General features: G+C 42.3%; 13 protein-coding genes. 9 read left to right on the forward strand and 4 right to left on the reverse strand.

The window, feature by feature from the left end:
- Nucleotides 1-13 precede the first annotated feature (13 nt).
- Together MHH89_RS01090 and coaA are read right to left on the reverse strand one after the other, a co-directional pair.
- Nucleotides 14-967: a glycosyltransferase family 8 protein gene (locus MHH89_RS01090; protein WP_341086087.1), complete on the reverse strand. Its 954-nt coding sequence runs from the start codon at nt 965-967 to the stop codon at nt 14-16.
- Between the two features lie 165 nt (nt 968-1,132).
- Nucleotides 1,133-2,068 carry a type I pantothenate kinase gene (coaA, locus tag MHH89_RS01095; RefSeq protein WP_341086088.1) on the reverse strand — a complete coding sequence of 312 codons (936 nt, stop codon included), beginning with the start codon at nt 2,066-2,068 and terminating at the stop codon, nt 1,133-1,135.
- 180 nt (nt 2,069-2,248) lie between these two features.
- Here coaA and MHH89_RS01100 point away from each other — a divergent pair, with 180 nt between their 5' ends.
- Together MHH89_RS01100 and MHH89_RS01105 are read left to right on the forward strand one after the other, a co-directional pair.
- Nucleotides 2,249-3,340 carry an alpha/beta hydrolase gene (locus MHH89_RS01100; RefSeq protein ID WP_341086089.1) on the forward strand — a complete coding sequence of 364 codons (1,092 nt, stop codon included), beginning with the start codon at nt 2,249-2,251 and terminating at the stop codon, nt 3,338-3,340.
- A gap of 59 nt (nt 3,341-3,399) precedes the next feature.
- Nucleotides 3,400-4,050, forward strand: a complete 651-nt coding sequence (locus tag MHH89_RS01105; RefSeq protein ID WP_076184305.1) for a suppressor of fused domain protein — start codon at nt 3,400-3,402, stop codon at nt 4,048-4,050.
- Between the two features lie 31 nt (nt 4,051-4,081).
- On the opposite strand, the gene MHH89_RS01110 is transcribed toward MHH89_RS01105, so the two are convergent.
- Nucleotides 4,082-4,462 carry a VOC family protein gene (locus MHH89_RS01110; RefSeq protein ID WP_076191215.1) on the reverse strand — a complete coding sequence of 127 codons (381 nt, stop codon included), beginning with the start codon at nt 4,460-4,462 and terminating at the stop codon, nt 4,082-4,084.
- A gap of 247 nt (nt 4,463-4,709) precedes the next feature.
- Here MHH89_RS01110 and MHH89_RS01115 point away from each other — a divergent pair, with 247 nt between their 5' ends.
- On the forward strand, nt 4,710-5,747 hold the full coding sequence (locus MHH89_RS01115; protein ID WP_341086090.1) for an NADH:flavin oxidoreductase/NADH oxidase: 1,038 nt from the start codon (nt 4,710-4,712) through the stop codon (nt 5,745-5,747).
- A 208-nt stretch (nt 5,748-5,955) separates the two neighbouring features.
- The gene (locus MHH89_RS01120; protein WP_081386204.1) at nt 5,956-6,393 is read left to right on the forward strand and encodes a MarR family winged helix-turn-helix transcriptional regulator; all 438 of its coding nucleotides are present in this window, start codon (nt 5,956-5,958) and stop codon (nt 6,391-6,393) included.
- Nucleotides 6,394-6,493: 100 nt separating this feature from the next.
- Here the strand turns inward: MHH89_RS01120 and MHH89_RS01125 are convergent, their stop codons facing one another.
- On the reverse strand, nt 6,494-7,081 hold the full coding sequence (locus tag MHH89_RS01125) for a GNAT family N-acetyltransferase (protein ID WP_341086092.1): 588 nt from the start codon (nt 7,079-7,081) through the stop codon (nt 6,494-6,496).
- 224 nt (nt 7,082-7,305) lie between these two features.
- On the opposite strand from MHH89_RS01125, the gene MHH89_RS01130 reads away from it, so the two are divergent.
- The 5 genes from MHH89_RS01130 (at nt 7,306) to MHH89_RS01150 (ending at nt 21,043) form a co-directional block, all read left to right on the forward strand.
- Nucleotides 7,306-11,064, forward strand: a complete 3,759-nt coding sequence (locus MHH89_RS01130; RefSeq protein ID WP_340034246.1) for an alpha-L-arabinofuranosidase C-terminal domain-containing protein — start codon at nt 7,306-7,308, stop codon at nt 11,062-11,064.
- A 260-nt stretch (nt 11,065-11,324) separates the two neighbouring features.
- Entirely contained in the window at nt 11,325-11,846 is a 522-nt protein-coding gene (locus MHH89_RS01135) for a serine O-acetyltransferase (protein WP_036679239.1), read from the forward strand.
- 115 nt (nt 11,847-11,961) lie between these two features.
- The gene (locus MHH89_RS01140) at nt 11,962-13,797 is read left to right on the forward strand and encodes a UbiD family decarboxylase (RefSeq protein WP_340034247.1); all 1,836 of its coding nucleotides are present in this window, start codon (nt 11,962-11,964) and stop codon (nt 13,795-13,797) included.
- A 148-nt stretch (nt 13,798-13,945) separates the two neighbouring features.
- Complete coding sequence (locus MHH89_RS01145) at nt 13,946-14,494, forward strand: GNAT family N-acetyltransferase (RefSeq protein WP_175618910.1); 549 nt, start codon at nt 13,946-13,948, stop codon at nt 14,492-14,494.
- Nucleotides 14,495-14,854: 360 nt separating this feature from the next.
- A complete protein-coding gene (locus MHH89_RS01150) occupies nt 14,855-21,043 on the forward strand; it encodes a rhamnogalacturonan lyase family protein (RefSeq protein WP_341086095.1) in 6,189 nt (2,062 codons plus the stop codon).
- Nucleotides 21,044-21,107 lie beyond the last annotated feature (64 nt).

Below are 21,107 nucleotides of genomic sequence, written 5' to 3' on the forward strand. Positions count from 1 at the left end.
ATGCCGCCCCATATCAAATGGGGCTTTTTCTAATCGGTCTAATCGGTCTAATTTGTTTTAAATCGGCTAAAAGAATAGGGGTTAAGTTCAACTGAACAATTTTTATTTTCGGCTTGTTTCTTTTTCGGGTGAGGTGTGGTTTTAAAGGGCTGCTTTTCCGTTTTCTTCGTCTGATTTTGGCTCTGGTGATTCTCCAAGGGGTTAGCTTTAGGAATTGCTGATATAGGGATGAACCTGCGGAATCTTTATTCCAGCATTTATCATCTCCGGCAAAATGGATGATTTTGTTAGTGAAATCATGGTCCGGAATGTTTGTGTTGAACGAATTAAAACGGATATCGAGGGGGAGGTAATTCCCACCAAAAACTGCATTCAGAACATCCTGATCTGGCATGGTGACATCAGGAAAGGTACGTAGGAAGGTTAGCATTTCTTCGTACCAGTTGGTATTCTGGCGGATATTATGCAAAGAAAATAAAATCACTCCGGAATTAAAATAAAGATCAGGATTTAATCCCTTAGCGCTCACAATATGAGCAACCTCTCTAATTCCCTGGTCCCAAATTGCAGCCAAATACTTGTCATTCAGTTCAACCTGCCATAATTCAGTAATGTCCATATTCACTAATACATCGCAGTCCAGATAGATGATTTTGTCCACGGGTATTAGTGCAGGAAGAAGCAATCGATACATACATGCCTGCGTCCATACATTAATGGAGTTAACATTGGCTAGCACCTGAGTTAGATCATCAGGCATAGTGATTGAATAAAAGCTAAGGGTATGATTATGTTTTGTAGTTAATGCGCTAAGCCTGCGCTTATTAGTTTCACTTAAAGAAACATCATGTAAAATATGAATATGAATTGGGGAACTCGTATGATGAAAAATTGACGCTAGAACGACTCCGGCATGTTCAGCATATTTCCCATCCTTATCTTGAAAAGCCAAGGCGATATCGATCATTTGATTTATCCTCTCTTCACGTTTGTGTACGAATGTACCACAGTATACGTTCGCCTTGATCAGAGGACAGAGACATTAAACCCAGAATATTCACCCAATTTCATGTGAACACCAAAAAACCAAGTGCTGAATCTCAGCAACTTGGTCGGCTAAGGACTTCAATCTTTATTTTCGCAGCTTAATTTGATCTACGTGATGATTGTTGTCCTTATGCATTATAAGATCCGCACGATTTCGGGTGGGCAGAATATTTTGCTGCAAATTAACGTAGTTTATTTCTTTCCAGATCCGCTTTGAGATTTCAATAGATTCCTCTAGAGACAGCTGTGCATATTTTTTGAAATAAGATTGTTCATCTTGGAAGGCAGTATCTCTGAGCTTAATAAACCGATCAATGTACCATGTCTCGATATCGTTCACATCAGCATCCACATAAATAGAAAAATCAAAGAAATCAGATACAAAATAGTTAGGCATATTATGATTATTTGTAATCGCAGTCTGAAGAACATTTAAGCCCTCAACAATTAGAATATCCGGATTCTCAATCGTAATATATTCATCTGGCACAATATCATAAGTTAAGTGAGAGTATACAGGGCTTTGGACCCGCGGCATCCCAGACTTCACATCCGTTAAAAAAGAAATTAAACTACGCGTGTCGTAGCTTTCAGGAAAGCCCTTTTTCGTCATTATACCGCGCTTTTCCAGCTCTGCGTTGGGATGTAGAAACCCATCAGTCGTAACTAAATCCACTTTTGGATGGGAAGGTAATTGTGAGAGGAGTTTTTGTAGGAGTCTGGCCGTAGTGCTTTTACCAACAGCGACACTTCCCGCGATACCTATGATAAATGGACCTTTTTTTAGATCATTGTTTAGAAAGTGATTTATAGACTCATTAAATTTATGAGCAGATAGAAGTTGCAGATTTAGTAAATTGGACAGAGGAAGATAGACTTCGTTAACATCCTCGCTGGAGATTTTTTCATTAATACTTTGGACTTCCATAAGTTCTTCTTCTGATAATTGGATAGCGGTGAAATCGCTTAGTTTTTTCCAATCCTCACGTAAATAAAGTGTATATGCTGAATTATTCACCATTAAATTTTCCACATCCCTGAAGTTTTTAGAGATTTCTTATGCACTTAGGTATTATAACCGTTCATACAGCTTCATTCCATTCATTGTAATCGACATTATTATGGACATTAAGGAGATTGCATTTCAGTAAATGGGAAAATCAATTAAAATATAGAATATTAGGAAAAATGGGGTGGGGCAATGGGAGTTTTTCGAAAAGTTGAATTATTGAAGGATTACACACGCACGGAAACGTTCCAAGAAGAGTCAGAGGGAAGGAAAATAGTTATAAGTATTTATTATCCGGATACAGAGGGTGTATTAAATAAAAACGCATCTGCAATGAAATATATGGAGCTTTTCGGGCCCTGTCAACAACAGGCGAGAGAGCTTCTACAAGATATTGGCATGAACATGGAAATCATAAATACATTATCTACCTCAATCAGCGATCGGACCTTTCAAAGCAAATCCAAACGCTCCTATCCAGTCATCATCTACTCACCTGCATTAGGTTTAGATAGAGATATGTATATTTATAATATAGAAGCGCTGGCCAAGCAAGGTTTCATCGTGGTAACGGTCAGTGCTGCGTACGAAGCTATGTTTACTGTTTGCCCTAGTGGAGAATTTATTAATCAATCCGAAGCTATGAGGCAAATAAAAGCTGCGGATTATACCGATTTACATAACTTAATTTCCATTCGAAAAAAAGATATTCAATACGTTCTGGATCACCTGTCCACGCTTAATTCTATGGATAAAGATGTGAAGGGCTTATTTGATATGAATAAGATTGGTATTATCGGCCATTCCATCGGCGGTGCTACTGCATTAGATTTAACTATGGAAGACTATAGAATTAAAGCTGCTATTTTATTAGATGCAAGCATGCACTTATATATTGAGAATGAAGAGAAGAACAATACTGTGCCGCTTCTTGTATTAAGGCAAAAGGCCTCGACCTTAAAATCCTTAAGTAATATATTACAGGAGAAACTGGCAAATGATTTCATCAAAGGACAAGAGGCGCTTTTTCAGAATTGGAACGGATATAAATCTTTTCTAAAAATACGAAAGGCTACACATATGTCATTTAGCGATCTGCCCCTTTATGAGGAAGGAGAGAATTTAAAACAAAGAACCTGTGAAATTCATACTTGCTTAAATGAGCTTATAAGTAAGTTCCTTGTGGAGCATCTTTTAGATCAGGGGCAAGGTTATTCGGCATTAATTAGTAGGGTTCATAAAGATTTTTGTGAGATCCATGGTAGTGGAGAAGAAATTCTGTAAATTAGCAATAAACTCTCCTTTGTTTATACCGATAAACATATATAAGGGAGGAATTATGAATGCATTCTGCTCAGTCTAATGAGAAAATATGTAATCATATTGAAAAATACATAGGTGTTATTGATAATGTTTTTAAAGAAATTATTTCAGGTGTTCTGTCGATAGATATTCTAATTCTTGATCCGACGCCTGAGCGGAACTTCTATACTTTAATTACCTCTGGAATGAGCGAATTACCGATGACGGTGCCAGAAGGTGCAGAAGAATATCAATATGCTGAGCTAATGATTTGTCTCCCTCCTACCTGGAAGCTGTCGGATGAGGCTTTTAAGGATGAACGGAATTATTGGCCGATTCGAGCCCTGAAAACAATGGCTAGGTTTCCGCATGAATATAATACATGGCTTTATATGGGGCATACGCTTGTGAACGGGAATCCCGCCCAGCCTTATAGTGAGGATACAGGATTTCAAGGGATGTTCGTTTGGGTTCCAGATGTAAAAGATAAAGCCGGTTTCTTTAATTTAGAAATGACCCATGAGAAAGTGGTGCACTTTTATACGTTAATTCCGCTCTATGGGGAGGAGTTAGATTATAAAATCAAGCATAGCGAGGAAGAGTTACTACACAAGTTAAATAAGATTGGGGTTACGGATGTTTTGGATCCTTCCCGTAAAAATAGTTGTAAGAAGTTATGGGGACTCTTTTAAATACAAGAAAAAACGGCTGAGAGCCGTTTTTTTATTTTTTGATTCCAAAAGCAATCCAGCGACCATCCACATCTTCGATCACAAATTCCTTGTTATTATAATCGGTGTTTGATAAAGAACGAACAATATGAACACCGGCGGCTTCGAACTCCTTCTCCAACTCTTGTTGCTGCTTCGTAATAAAATAGGCATCGTATCCATAACCGTACAACTCTCGATTGGGAATGACCTTTTGTCCATGGGATTGCGTAAGGATAATCTCTGTATCGTCACGATACAAACAAAGATGTGGTTCTTGTGTATCTAAATAGGGTACAGCTTTAAAACCTAAGTACTGGCTGTAGAAGGCAGCTGTTTGCTCAATATTCAACGTAGGGAAAATACTATGCGATTGTAAGAGCTTTTTGTCCACGAGTGAGGTCATCCTTTCAAAGAAAAAATAGATATCCATATATTACCTTAAGATAGAAGTTTCAACAATACACGGAGTTTCCATTTAGCAGAAGATTATTTACGGTTGACATCATCGCTATTCTATAATAATATACATGCATGAGCATGCATTTATAAATATTTTATATAAGATGAACTTAGAAACTCATGTTCACTGGAAGCATTGATCATACTATACTTAGTTTTTTATAAAGAGGAGAGATATCATGAAGGACTTATTCACCCCGTATGAATTGAAGGATTTGAAGCTGAAGAACCGCGTGGTTATGCCTCCAATGTGTCAGTATTCAGTGTCTAACAAAGACGGAATTGCTACGGATTGGCATTATAATCATTACGTAAGCCGCGCTGTTGGCGGAACTGGATTAATTATTATTGAAATGACGGACGTGGAGCCTGATGGCCGGATTACTGATTTTGATCTTGGTATTTGGTCTGATGAGCAAATTCCTGCACTGGCTAGAATCGTTGAAGCTTGTCATTCTTATGGCGCTAAAGTAGGTATTCAAATTGCACACGCCGGACGTAAAGCAGAAGATGCAGCAGTTCCTGTATCCTCCTCTAACGTTCCTTTTGATGCTGACTCCAAAACACCACGTGCCTTAACAACTGGAGAAGTGAAAGCTATGGTTGAGAAATTCCGGTTGGGCGTGAAGCGGGCGATACAAGCGGGATTTGATGTTATCGAGCTTCATGGAGCGCATGGTTACCTTATTCATCAGTTCCATTCCCCTCTAACCAATCAAAGAACAGATGAATATGGCAAGGATTTAACACTGTTTGGTACAGAAGTCATTCGCGCAGCAAAAAGTGAAATGCCGGAAGGAATGCCATTGATTATGCGTATCTCCGCTCAAGAATATGTTGAGGGCGGGTACGGTATCAAAGAAAGCTTGGAATTTAGTAAAGCTTACAAAGAAGCAGGCGCAGATATTTTCCATATCAGTGCAGGTGGTGAAGGTCCTATCGCAGCTGCCGGGAAACCAGGGACGCATGCAGCTTATCAGGTTCCTTTGGCCAGAAAAATCAAGTATGGCTTGAATGTTCCGGTTATTGCGGTTGGCAGATTGGATGAGCCTGTACTTGCTAATGCCGTGATTGGGAATGAGGAAGCTGATCTTGTTGCCGTGGGCCGGGGCATGTTGAGAAATCCATACTGGACGCTGGAAGCAGGGGTTGAGCTTCAGAAAGATGCTGGTATTCCCAGACAATATTCTTTCGGGTTTCCAAGAAATAATGGGTAAAGACTAATTTAAATAGTGTGAAGTCTAAACAAAATAATTGTAAAGTGTGGAGGGGCCGGCTTCTTGGAGAAACGGTCTCTCCTTTTTTTAAAAATAAAATAAAGTATAAGTATCGAACCTATACTTTATGTATGGTTGTGGATTGTAGTACTATTATATAGAAGGAAAAAATCATGAAAAGCCATACACCCGGGAGATGAATAATAAAATGGGCGACATTCTTAACAATGAACTTATAACGAGTTGGTTGACGTTAACGCATATACAAATGAATGTGACGAATGAATTGGAAGCTAATCTACAAGCCAAACATGGCTTATCCTTAAAAGAATTTTATTTGCTGTTATTTTTGTCGGAAGCGCCGGAGAAGAAACTGAAATTGCAGAAACTCGAAGCTATGGTGGGTTTAAGCCAGAGTGCAGTTTCCCGACTGGTTAGTCGGTTTGAGGCCAAAGGCTGTGGCGCTTTAGAAAGAAAAGCGTGTGATGCTGATCGCAGAAGTATCTATACTGCCTTGACTGCCATTGGCGAAGACAAGCTCCTCCGTGCACAAGATACCTTTCAAGAGACCCTGCTTGCAGCTTTTCCAGAAAAAGATGTGAAAGAGCTTTTGGATCAAATGCTTCGCATGAAGCAACAGTCATGAATTCACAATAAAACCTCTGCTTTGGTAAATGGACCGAATCTCCATTTCCCATACAGAGGTTTTTTAGTGTGGGGCGCTATTTACATCCTACCTGTTCATTCTACTGTTGCTGGGAAAGCCGGTAATAATTATAGTCTTGATGTTCAATTGTAATCTCGTCAAGAAGCTCGAAACCACATTTTTGAATGACTCTATTAGACGGGATATTGTGTTTCAGAGCAATGGCGTTTAATACATCGGTAGAGCTATTATCAAACAAATACTTAATTAATCCCTTGGCAGCTTGAGTAGTGTAGCCTTTACCGCGATGATCCTTGGATATGGCATACATAATCTCTCTGTTAGGAACGGGCAATTCATCCTTAATTCCTGTACAACACCAACCAATAAACTCACCGGACTCTTTTAAAATAATGCCTAAACGAAGACGAAGCTCTCCGATATCTCCGCCCGCTGAGATCGCTTGAAGAAACTGCTGGTTCTCTTTTATTTCATAGTTTATTAACCAGTCCAACCGTTGTTCTTTAGGAACATTCCAATCCGGCAAGAATTCAATAATTTCAGGCTGTAGAGTAAGCGCATGAAACTCCTCTAAATCCTCCACGCTATACTCCCGCAGAAAAATATCTTTACAATCAATCGTAAATAAATCACTAGAATTGGCCTCTTCATTCACAACCTCGCTCAACTTTCACCACTCCTTTATTAACTAACAGATATTTTACCATGAAACAATTGATTGATTTGGTAATATTTGATTATAAAAAATGTTTTCTTTTATTTCACATAAATATTAATTGGTTAATATATTAATTGACTATAAAATATGTTATTATGTTTCGTATAAACGGCAATGAACTAATTTGGTTAGGTTTTTAAGATTTCTACTATAAAGATAACAGGTGATCTTCTATGAAAAATGACAACGGTAACAAATTTATTAATGGTAGTCTAATTGCGCATTATAAGTTTGATAATCCAGAGGATGTAGGTCAAGATTTCTCGGGGAACGGCAATGATGGAACCGCTTCAGGTACGAAGCTGCCGGCTATTAAATCCGTAGCAGGTAGACAAGCTGTTGCGCTTGCTGGGGGAGAACATGGCACATCCTATATTTCATTACCTAACGATCTGCTTAAAGAGGTCAGTGACCATACAGGAATTACGATTTCGACCTGGATGTATGTAAGCAAAGCTTCAAGCTTATGGGAAAGAATTTTTGATTTTGGTAAAGGTGAAACAGGACCTTATCTTTTTGTAACCCGCAATTTACGGGGCACTTGTTTTGCAGGGGAAGACTTAATTGCAGATCCAGGGAAATCCTTTGCGACTGATGAATGGGTACACGTTTCCTTTGCAGTTACAGGCACAAAAGGTGGAACACTAAGCAGTGCAGGTCCTGTGATGTATGTAAATGGTGAAGTAGTTGCGGATGGAATGATCAGCCAAACCTCGAGTGGCACATATGCTAAGCTGCGCACATGGTTTGCTACTTTTGAAGACCAACTGAATTATAGCAATAATACAATCGGGAAATCCCAGTACGCGGCAGATGTTGATTTTGGCGGCTATATTTCGGACTTCCGTGTATATAAAGCAGGCTTAACTCAAGATGAAGTGATTGAAATTATGTGCGAATCTTTGACGGATGAAGATATCGTTAAGCTTGCAAAAGATAAATACTTAACCTTCCCAAGCTCGATTATTACCAAAGATATCGAATTGCCAGCTTCGCTGATGGGCGAGAAAGTTGACGTATCTTGGGTATCCAGCGATACCAAAGTCATTTCTAATGAAGGCGTTGTGAATAAAGGAGTTCAATCTGCTCAAGGCGTAACACTTACAGCACATTTGAAAAAGGGAGCTAGTACAGTAGAAAAGTGCTTCACTGTGTCTGTGCTTCCGGAAGATTTGCCACCTTACACCTTAACGATTGACGGCAATCAGGAGATTTTGGATGTTAGCCAAATTCTATATGGTTTATTCTATGAGGACATTAACAATGCAGCAGACGGTGGGATCTATGCAGAGCTAGTGCAGAATCGCTCCTTCGAATCTTTTGCTTTTGACAGCTATTCGCATGTATGTGGTGTACATGGTGCTTCCACTGGAAGAAATTATACACCTCTTCACGCATGGTCTGGGGATACAGACCAAATGACTGTCCATAATACAGGCGGATTAAACGATTTCTTCGGCATCGATGATAAAGATATGAATGCGCATTATGTGACGGTAGCGGATGGCGCGACGATTAATAATAGAGGTTTTGCCGATTCCAATCAGCACTGCTCGATGTTTATTCAGGAAGATGCCAAGTACAACTTCACGATTTGGGCGAAGGCAGAAGCAGCGGGCACAATTACCTTGCAATTGCTCGACAAAGACGGTAAAGCCATCAGCGATACTGCAGTTGTTGAAGTAAACGGTGACGGCAGCTGGAAGAAGTATGGTGTCGATTCAAAGCTTGTATTAACAGGATCTGAAACTGTGCTTGGTCAGCTGGCTTTAACCTTTAACGGTGAGATCTCCATTGATATGGTTTCCTTAATTCCTGATGACGTTTGGGGCGCTGGTGAAGAGGAACGTTCTGCTACAGCTCATGCTAACTATAAAGGAAATTCAAACTATAGATTGCGAAAAGACTTAGTGAATGCACTCGTTGATCTTCATCCTACCTTCCTGCGTTTCCCTGGGGGTTGTATTTCTGAAGGTTCTCACATTTGGGAGAACGTGTACGATTGGAAAGAGTCCGTCAACGATATCGAATTGCGCAAAGAGAACTATAACGTATGGGGCTACATGATGACCATGGGTCTTGGATATATGGAGTATTTCCAATTAGCCGAGGATTTGAACGCAACACCACTTCCGGTTATGGCCTGCGGCGTACTCTGTCAAGCTCGTTCGGATTATGCGAATCCAGCTGGCGGTGCGTTAAGAGATTATTATGTGAAGAACTTTACGGATCTGATTGATTTTGCGATTAGCATGGATTTTGACAATAATGAGTGGGCTGCATTGCGTAAAAAGATGGGCCATGAAGCAGCGTTTGATCTGCGTTATTTGGGTGTGGGGAATGAAAACTGGGGTACAGAGTTTTTCGCCAACTTCGAATATTTTAAAACAGTGATTGATGAGTATATGGTGAAGAACTATCCTGATCATGAATTGACTATTCTCTCTACCGTGGGTGCACAGGCAGATGATGATGCTTACCAGCAAGGTTGGAAATTCCTAAGCGGAAATTTACAGGGCTCGGAAAAAATCAGCTTTACGGATGGTACATCGAGCATCGAAGAGACTGTTACCTGGTACGAAAAACAAAAGAACTACATGGATACCATTGCGGATGAGCATTACTACCGTTCCAATGAATATTTGTTAGAGAATGCTGATCGTTACAACTACTATTACAGAGCCTATAAGGAAGACGGCAGCTTGGATGAGGCTGAAACTTCAAAGGTTTTTGTGGGTGAATATGCTTCCACAGATAAAAACACATTGGCAGGAGCTGTTGCTGAGGCGGCGATTATGTCCAGCTTCGAGAATAACTCTGATGTGATTAGATTGGCGGCAACGGCACCGTTGTTCAACAAGGTTCTGACAGATGGCACCTATAGATGGACACCGGATTGCATCTGGTTCGATGATGAAACCGTATGGTACACACCGAACTATTATGTTCAGCAGCTGTATGCTAAATACCTGGGAACCAAAGTGGTTGGCACCTCATTTTCGACTTATCGCAACGGGGAGAAGGTAGACCTCATTCCTCATGGAGGAATTGAAGTGGCTGCCGGGAAATCAGCTGTGATCGTGAAACGGGTGAAAGTGACTTCGAATGTAGATGGCAGTGTATGGTTGGATCAAGATTTCACGCAGCCGCTGGATGAAGCTTGGAAAGTGATTCCTGGCTCTGCCGGATATACGATGGATCCTTCCAAAGGTCTGGTATTGAAAGCGCAGAATGGCGGATTGAATGGATTGTATATCCTTAATGATGCGTGGACTAATTATAAAGTAGAGGTTGTAGCTGAAAAAGCTTCTGGCGAAGATGGCTTCTATGTAGGCGCAGGTCTGACAGAAATCTCACCGGAAAATAAAGATGTTATCGAATATGCAATTGGCTATAATGGCGATGCCACAGGAGTCAAGGTGTACAAGCAAGGGATTGAGGCTTATACTCTCGGCGATTATTCCTCTAGTACCGCTGCTGGTAACCTTAGAGCCAGTTGCTATGAAGAGCTTGCGGATCATACGGAATATACCATCACCGTTAATTATGGCGGAGCAGATGGCAAACATTTGATTTGCTCTTATACAGATGGCAAGGTAACAAGCAAAGTACTGGATTATAAGCTTGAGGCTTATAACAGAGAGGTATACAATTCCGTAACTAAAGATGATAAGCATCTCTATGTGAAGCTTGTAAATGCGGATGGTGTAGAAAAAGCAACGAAGCTTGATCTAAAAGGCTTAAAAGTAGCTGCTACGGGTAAACGGATTACCTTAACCGGAGACGCCTCGCTGGTTCACACACCTAATGTGAACAGAAAAAATGATGAGAAGGTTACACCAGTTGAAACGGAAATCGTAATTGATAAAGACACGGCAATTGTGAAGCTAGCTGCCAATTCCGTGAATGTGATTGTTCTGGATCTGATTTAATAGAGAATATGCTGTTCAACACGCGCCGATCTTTTTGTTCGGCGCGTGTTGTTGTTTAACAAGCCTCTAAATCGGTTGATGATTATATAGAGAGAACTGCCCACTTGCTTGATGAATCTCAGAATCTATCTTACACTGGTGAAAGTACAATCACCGACTGACCCTCCAGCCCGCGATCCTCCCAGATGTTTTATCCACAGTTGCCTTCATTACTCCAGAATACAGTGCATACCCTAGCCCCTAAAAAGGAGAACGATAAAATGATGAAATCATTCAAAACGGACTGGAAAGCAAATCTGAAAAATCCTCAAACGATTATGGCCTTGTTTACTTATCGTTATGGAAATTGGGTGTATTATCGAGTGAAGAATGGCATCGTGCGAAAACCTTTGTGGCTTTTGTATCGGATAATGGATGTGCTTTTTGTCCGTATTCTTGCGAATGGCGAGCTTCACGCTCAAGCTCAAATTGGTGACGCGCTTCATTTACCGCATGGTTTAAATGGGATTATCATTAGTCCTAAAGCGGTGCTTGGAAGCCATGCTACTATTTTTCATCAAGTGACTATTGGCGGGAGAAATAACTTAGGAGAGCCAGTGATTGGAGACAGAGCTTTTATTGGAGTAGGCTCCAAGATTCTTGGACCGGTTGTCATTGGTAACGATGTTAATATCGGGGCCATGTCTGTCGTGGTAAAGGATGTGCCGGATAACGCTTCGGCTGTAGGTATTCCTGCTAAAAATATATTGCGGAGTGAACCGAAACCAGAGAATACAAGATAAAGACGTTAGGTTCTAGTACATAGGGTACGCGTGCGCTTTATTTTAATATCTTACAGGGTATAATTAAAGCATCCAAGTAATCTTGTAATAACCTTCTAGAGATCGGAGTAATGAAATGAAATATAGCAATTTAGAAGAGTGTGTTAATGATTTAGAGAAACACGGACATTTAGTTCGTATTCATGAAGAAGTGGACCCTTATCTAGAGATGGCGGCGATTCACCTAAAGGTTTATGAGGCTGGTGGACCTGCATTATTATTTGAAAATGTAAAAGGCTCGAAGTTTCGGGCCGTATCTAACCTTTTTGGAACGATAGAGCGCAGTAAGTTTATCTTTCGGCGTACTTGGGACTCCACACATAACGTAATTGCCCTTCGCAACGATCCCGTAAAAGCACTCAAAAATCCATTTAAATATGTTGGTACCGGATTATCCGCGAGAAAAGCATTGCCTGTTAAAAAGCCAGGGGGTCTGCCAAGCGGTTTTCAGGAAATTAGTATCTCTGATCTTCCGCTAATCACACATTGGCCGGGAGATGGTGGTGCTTTTGTAACCTTGCCGCAGGTGTATTCAGAAGATCCGGACAAGCGGGGCATTATGAACTCCAATCTGGGAATGTACCGTGTGCAGCTGACTGGAAATGAGTATGAATTAAATAAAGAAGTGGGCATTCATTATCAAATTCATCGCGGCATTGGCGTACATCAGGAAAAAGCGAACCGCCAAGGACAACCGCTTAAAGTGAGTTGTTTTATCGGTGGACCACCCGCTCACTCTTTATCGGCGGTTATGCCTTTGCCTGAGGGAATGAGTGAGATGATCGTTGCAGGATTACTTTCAGGACGCCATTTCAGCTATAGCTATGTGGATGGTTATTGTATAAGCAATGATGCGGACTTTGTAATAACAGGTGAAATTCACCCTGGTGAGACGAAGCCGGAGGGGCCTTTTGGCGACCATTTAGGCTATTATAGCTTGGTTCACCCTTTCCCAGTAATGAGAGTACATAAAGTGTACGCCAGAAAAAATGCAATCTTTCCATTTACGGTTGTCGGCCGGCCGCCACAAGAGGATACCGCGTTTGGTGAGTTAATTCACGAGCTGACAGGTGGGGCTATCCGCCAAGAAATTCCGGGCGTCAAAGAAGTTCATGCAGTCGATGCTGCGGGTGTTCATCCCCTGCTGTTCGCCATTGGCAGTGAACGTTATACGCCTTATCAGCAAGTAAAGCAGCCAGCGGAAATTCTGACCATTGCTAACCGGATTTTAGGGACGGGTCAGCTTAGTTTAGCTAAGTTTTTGTTTATTACAGCAGAAGAGAATCAGCCTATCAGCACACATAATATCGAGGATTTCTTGACGTATATCTTAGAGCGGATTAATCTTCATAGAGATATTCATTTCTATACCAATACCACGATTGATACACTTGATTATTCCGGCACAGGATTAAACAGCGGAAGTAAAGTGATCTTCGCAGCAGTAGGGGATAAGAAAAGAGAGCTATGTACAGAGGTGCCAGGCCTGCTGAAAGAATTACAGGGATTTGAACATGCACGAATGGTGATGCCTGGTCTTGTTGCCCTTCAAGGCGCTAAATTCACAAGCTACGCTGAAGCAGCACTGGAAATGAACAAGCTTAGTGAAGCTATTCAGGAGCAAGGGTCACTTCCTTCTTGCCCAATGATTATTTTGTGTGATGATAGCGAGTTTTTGAGTGAAAAGATCGACAATTTCCTATGGGCGACGTTCACCCGAAGTAATCCATCTCATGATATCTATGGAGTGAACAGTTCTACTGAGTATAAACATTGGTCCTGTGACAACGTGATTATTGATGCTCGGGTAAAACCCCATCAAGCCCCGCCACTGATCCCGGACCCAACCGTTCAGAAGCATATCGAACGATTATTTGCGTCAGGTGGCAGTTTAAGCAGAGTTAAGATATAGAGAAACATTCATCGGCCTTCTTGGGAATCCAAGGAGGCCTATTTGCTGTTTGTGAAATGATTTTGCTCATATGAAATAAAAAAGGAATAGGGGTATTATGGGGTGTATGGTATATATTTACTATTAATATTGGGGAAGTGTTGTTCTGATGGAAATTATGGAAACCGAACGTTTATGGATTAGAAGGTTCTCAGCAGAGGATTGGAAAGACCTTCATGAATATTTGTCGCAAGAAAGTGTTGTGAAATATGAGCCCTATTCCGTGTTTAATGCAGATGAATCTCGCACTGAGGCGCTCAGACGGTCATCGGACCGTGCTTTTTGGGCAGTCTGTCTTAAATCTACGACAAAAATGATCGGCAACTTATATTTTCAAGCGAGCGAACCAAAGGTTTTTGGCGTTTGGGAATTTGGATATGTTTTTAACCCTGATTTTCAGGGAAGCGGGTATGCTACAGAGGCTTGTAATCAATTGTTAAACTATGGCTTTGATAATCTGAAAATGAGACGTGTGATTGCGAACTGTGATCCCGAAAATACACGCTCATGGAAACTGCTTGAACGATTGAAGCTTCGTCGAGAAGGACATTTTTTGCAGACGGGTTATTTTAAATATGATAGTAATGGAGAGCCAATCTGGCATGATACTTATTCCTATGGATTGCTCAGAAGCGAATGGTTAAGGATGAAGGAATAGCAAAACTGTTGTCGTGATCTCAAAAGCGGGTGTCCCCTCACTGATTCTTCTGTCCTAACTTCTTCCCAAATCGTAGGTTTTTATAACTATAGGCGAAGAAATTGAACGGTTTAGTGTATGATAAAATCTGTTTTTTAAATGTTCAGAGTGACACTTAGGTGGTAGTATCGTGTTGGATATGAGTGAAACTGGAATCATCTACCATCCAGCTGCCTGAGCAAAGAGGAGGGGATACGCGCACGAAGTGAACTTATATTTGAAGAACGAATGACAACGAAGCTTATTGTAAGCGTTTACTACAACGGGGCTAGATGCGTACTAAGTTCTTTCAATCATAAGAAAGCGGGTGAAGCACGGAAGATGAAGAGGAATAAGCTTGGAAATAAAATATTTATGGTGTTATTGTCGTGGATCTTCATTTGTTCATCAATACTTCCATCTACAACATTTGGGGGGCAACAGGCCAGTGCAGCTTCAGGCCCAATAACCTTGCAATATGATTTTGGAACAGCAACAAGTCCTGTTATGAGTGGTTATACAGGCGTGCATGAATCTGAATTATATACGAATGAGCTAGGGTATGGTTTAGATCAGGCGGTTGCTTCGAGGAATCGCTCGGGTGGAGACGATATGACCAACGATTTTGTATTGGGACTGTCCTATTCTTTTTTGGTGGATCTTCCTAATGGGGATTACGATGTGACTGTATACTCAGGAGATTTACTAGCGGGTACAAGTACAACCAAAACTACGATTACTTTGGAAGGTAGTACGGCTGGGTCGATAAGCAGCAAGCAAGCTGTAAATCAAGCTACCTACCGGACGACTGTTCAAGATGGTCAACTGACCGTCGGCATTACGGGTACAGGGGTTGGCGGATATTTAAATGGACTAATTATTCAGCAGATTGTACCAGGTCCATTGAAAGCCCCTGAGGGATTAGTGTTTCATAATATCACTCCCACTGAGGTATCTCTGGGGTGGAGCAGCGTGACAGAAGCAGTCTATTACAATATTTATCGAACGGTTCTTTCTAGTGGAACCCTTCAAGCCATAGGTCAAGCTGCTGCTAACAGCTACGTGGATTCAGATGTAAATGAAGGCAGTGGTTACATTTACAATGTGTCAGCTGTAAATGGAAAGGGTGAGGAGTCTGCTTTGAGCGCATCTGTGACCGTAGACAAAATTCCGGGGGTAGAGGTTCCCGCAGCACCAACCGGTCTTTCAATTGTCAGTGTCGGTGTAAGTTCTGTTCAACTGAATTGGAACAGTGTGGCTGGAGCTAGCCGCTATACGATCTTAAGGTCTGATTCAGCAGATGGAACATTCCATGAGATTGGTCAGTCAGAGAAGACGACATTTACGGATGCCTCAGCGGACACCTCAAAACAGCAATATTATGGGGTGAAGGCAGCCAATGACCAAGGCGAATCAGAGCTATCTAACAAGGTGGAAAGCGCCGTGTATACGCCTCCTGGAACTTTGCCAGAAGGGGATGTTTATTCCTTTGATTTTGGTCCGGGTGCTGTGGCTGAAGGTTATCTTAAGGTAGATGCAGGGGTATCTTATTCCTCTGAGGTTAAATATGGATTTACAGATATATCGAGAGTAACTGGGGTAGACCGAGGAACCTCAGATCCTTTGCGATCAGATTTTGTGGTTCCTAAGGATGCAACTTTTAATGTAGATTTACCGAATGGCGATTATACAGTGTCACTTATCGCTGGTGACAGCGCCGGAGATACAGAGATTGGCATCAAAGTCGAATCCATTCAAAAAGTTCAACAGACGAGCAAAACAGCAGGCCAGTATTTGGAAATGAGCTTTGACATTGCTTTAGTGGATGGACAAATGAACTTGGTGTTCTCTGGCACTAAGCCAAATATCAATGCACTGGTGATTACTAAGCAGCCAGACCGTCCTGCTAATGAATTGCCAACGGTTTATATTGCGGGTGATTCAACCGTGCAGACTTATGATCCTTATTGGATACCACAAGCAGGCTGGGGACAAATGATTCCTGATTTCTTTAGTGAGGAAGTAACGTTTAAGAATCACGCTATCGGAGGCCGCAGTTCTAAGTCATTTATTGTCGAGGGAAGGCTGGATGAAGTGCTGCGTAAGATCCAACCGGGTGATTATTTCCTGATCCAGTTTGGTCATAATGACGCAACGATTAGCGTTCCAGACCGATATGCTTCTCCAGCCGATTACAAAGTTTATTTAAAAACATATGTCAATGGAGCTAGGCAAAGAGGAGCAATTCCGATTCTGGTGACCCCCATGGGGCGCAGAGATTATAATGCTGCGAGCGAAAAATTCAATGTGAGCTTTCCAGAATATGTGCAGGCTATGAAAGAGGTAGCAAGTGAACTTGATGTTGATTTGGTCGATCTTAGCGCACTCAGTGTAGCTTTTTACAATTCTATCGGTTTTGCAGCTACACGCTCTGTATTCCTTCACCTCGATGCAGGGATATATGGTGCTTTCCCAAATGGCTCGACAGACGATACTCACTTTCAAGAATACGGAGCCATTCAAATGGCCCGTCTGCTGGCCAAAGGAATAGGGGAATTAAATATTCCACTCTCCAGCTTTGTGCAGGACATCAAACAGCCGGAAACGGTGCCTGTGAAGCCTGAAGGTCTTGTAGCTGGGAGTATCAGTAATGCAGGTGCAGTATTGAAATGGAATAAAGTAGAAGGTACAGATATCTATAAAATCTATCGTAAGCTAGCGGTAGAAGCCGAATCTGCTTATACATTAGCGGGAACTTCAACTGTCCCTTCATTGACATTAAGCGGGTTGGTTGAAGGTCAAAGCTACTCGGTAAGAGTGACTGCAGTGAACGGGCTAGGAGAGTCTGAGCCTTCAGATGAAGTGAAGCTGACTACGAAATCCGCTCAGTATCGTTATGATTTTGGACCTGTTGGTTCACCCGTTGCTGCGGGTTATACGGAAGTGAATGTGAATGTCCTGTATACCCCAGAACGTGGATATGGTTTGACCTCGAGTGCAGGGATGATTGATCGGGATCGGGGAAATGCGACGGACGATCTGCGCAGAGATTTTGTGATTTATTTTGGAGGATCGTATGAATTCAAAGTTGATTTACCCAATGGTTATTACTCTGTTAAGACCTATACAGGAGATTGGATTGGATCTGCCAAGACGAATGTAGCCATTGAAGGCAAAGATTACGGAACAGTCTCCTCAGGTAAGGAAAATATTGCTGAGAAGCTGTATAACCAGATTGCTGTCAAAGACGGGCAGATGAATCTTGTCTTTAGTGGCACAACCGCTCATCTCAATGGGCTGGAGATCACACCGTTATTATTAGCCCCAACGAATCTGAAACTGGGTAGCCTGGATTTAAACAGTGAGCCTATCACTGCTAATCTTTCTTGGGATAGTATGGAGGGTGCGCTGAAATACCGTGTATATCGTCAGGCTACGGTTGCGAATAGTGCAGAGCTGCTGGGCGAAACAACAGAGCCGCTCTACACAGATACCACTGCGGATATTGGTATGGAATATATCTATACGGTAACTTCGGTCGACAGCACGGGACTGGAATCTGTAGGCTCCAATGCGCTAAAAGTGTCTATGATTGACCCCTCCGTAGCAAAAGCAGCCGTACCTAGTGGTCTAGCGGTACAATCTACGAACAAAAATGATGTGACCTTTACTTGGAATGAGGTACCGGATGCACGGATGTTCAACATTTATCGTGCGAAATCCGCAGACAGTGAGTTCATCCTGATCGGCAAATCATTCGAAGCTTCGTACACAGACACGACCGTTCTGACTACCATTCCTTACTATTACAAAGTAGCCTCGGTAAATGCAGGCGGCATCTCTGATCTATCCGCTACGTTGGAAACCTCAGCGGTGACAACATTATACCGGAAGATGGAGGCGCTGGATCGTGCGCCTGTAGCGGTTAAGACAGATGAGGGTGTTTATATCAGCTGGCGGATGTTAGGTCTGGATCCGGAAACGATAGGATTCAATCTGTATCGTGGCGATAAGAAACTTAATGATTCGTTGATTACTCAAAACACGAACTATCTCGATACTAAAGGCACGGAGGATGCCAAATATAGAATCACATCAGTAATCAATGGAGTCGAGAAATCTGCTTCGGAACCATTCAGCGTATGGCAGAAGCAATATCTATCGATCCCTTTGCAAAAGCCAGCAGATGATTACACCAAGGATGGTCAACCGTATACGTATAGTGCGGGAGATGCAAGTGTAGGTGATTTGGACGGTGATGGTGTATATGAAATCATCATGCTGTGGTCACCTTCGAACAGCAAGGATAACTCTCAAGCTGGGTATACTGGACTTGTCTATATGGACGCTTATAAATTAGATGGAACTCGCTTATGGCGGATTAATTTAGGGCCTAATATTCGTGCCGGCGCACACTATTCTCCATTCCTGGTATATGATCTGGATAGTGATGGACGTGCCGAAATTATGATCAAGACGGCAGATGGCACAGTGGATGGTCAAGGAAAAGTCATCGGCAATGCCAGTGCAGACTATCGTAACAGTTCGGGTTATGTGCTGCTGGGCAATGAATATTTAACGGTGTTCGAAGGGGCAACAGGCCGGGCATTGGATACCGTTGATTATGATCCGCCACGTGGAGATGTTGGCGCTTGGGGGGATACCTATGGTAACCGTGTAGACCGCTTTTTGGCAGCTGTAGCTTATTTAGACGGCGAGCAGCCAAGCGTGATTTTTAGCCGCGGTTATTATACTAGAACCGTACTTGCAGCTTACAATTATCGCGAGGGCAAGCTCGAGAAAGTATGGCGTTTCGATTCTAATGATGAAGGATATGGAGACTACGTTGGTCAAGGAAACCACAATCTTTCTGTAGGCGATGTGGACGGCGACGGCAAGGACGAAATAACCTTCGGCGCGATGGCAATCGACGATGACGGATTGCCGCTGTATAATACAAAGCTTGGCCATGGTGATGCAATTCATTTCGGAGACCTTGATCCTACCAGACCCGGGCTGGAAGTCTTTGATGTTCATGAGCATACCGATTCGAAGTATGGGATTGAAATGCGTGATGCAGCTACAGGAGAAATATTATGGGGTGTATTCACGGGGATTGACACTGGGCGGGGAATGTCAGCAGATATTGATCCGCGATATGCTGGCGAAGAGGTATGGGCTGCAACGATCACCAATGAGGAGCATATACCTGTTACGGGCCTATACAGTGCGCAAGGGGAACTAATCACTAAAAAACTGCCTTCCTCCACGAATTTTGGTATTTGGTGGGATGGTGATCTTTTACGTGAATTACTGGATGCGAATCGAGTGGATAAGTGGGACTATACCAATCAGACAACGGTTAACTTATTCACGGCTGTAGGTGCTTCTTCAAATAATGGCACCAAGGCGAATCCAAGCTTGCAGGCAGATCTGTTCGGGGATTGGCGTGAAGAAGTGATCTGGCGGGCAACGGACAGTTCTGAACTACAGATCTACACAACAACGGATATGACAGATTATCGTATTCGCACATTGATGCATGATCCGATCTACCGCCTGGCAGTAGCTTGGCAAAATGTAGGCTATAATCAACCTCCGCACCCTGGATTCTTTCTTGGTGAAGGGATGGAACAACCAGCGGCTCCAAAAATTCAATATGTAGGCTCACCGGGAGAAACTGAAGATACTACACCACCTACGATTTCTGGTTTACCTTCTGCTCAAATGAGTGAAACGGATGTATTGAAGGTGCAGGTCGTAGCGGAAGATCCAGAGTCTGGTATTCGCAGTCTGGATATTACTTTTGATGGTAAACCTGTCGTTTATGGAGATGAGATTCCACTCACAGGGCTTGCGGGAGCGCATACGTTCATCGCAACAGCCATTAATAACGCTGGACTTTCGACGACAGAACAAGTGATTGTGTTCGTAAGTGGACCTCAGAAGGCTACAGGTGTTCCGGGGCAATGGGTTCTATCCAATAATAATGGGCAGGATACAGGACTTTTGGACGGGGATTACCAAATCACAATGAATATGTGGTGGGGCAATAATGGTACGGTCTACAAGCTATATGAGAACGGTGCCTTAATCGACACGCAAACCTTACGTGATGATTCCCCAGCTGCACAGACTGCAGTGACTAATATTACCGGAAAAGAAAACGGAACCTACACCTATACGGCTGAGCTAACCAATTCTTTTGGCACAACGGTGTCTGCTGCTCATGTGGTTATCGTGAAGGATGCTGCACCAGCTAAGCCGGTGTTGTCCAATGACAACTGGGATGGTGATGGAGAGTATAAAGTGACTATGAATTTATGGTGGGGGATGAACGGCAAAGAGTATCGCTTGTATGAGAACGGAATACTGATCGATACTCAGACTTTAACAGCGGGTACCCCAAACGCACAAACGGCTTCTACTTCTATCACTAACCGTTCTCCAGGCATCTATGAATACCGGGCTGAACTGTTGAATGATCAAGGGGTAAATGAGAGTGCGATCATGAAAGTTACGGTAAAATAACTGAATATTTGTTAAAAAAGCGCCTAAGTCGGTAATATCCGGCTAGGCGCTTTTTTTAGATTAT

Source organism: Paenibacillus sp. FSL H7-0323 (assembly GCF_038002725.1).
GTDB classification, from domain to species: Bacteria; Bacillota; Bacilli; order Paenibacillales; family Paenibacillaceae; genus Paenibacillus_AQ; species Paenibacillus_AQ odorifer.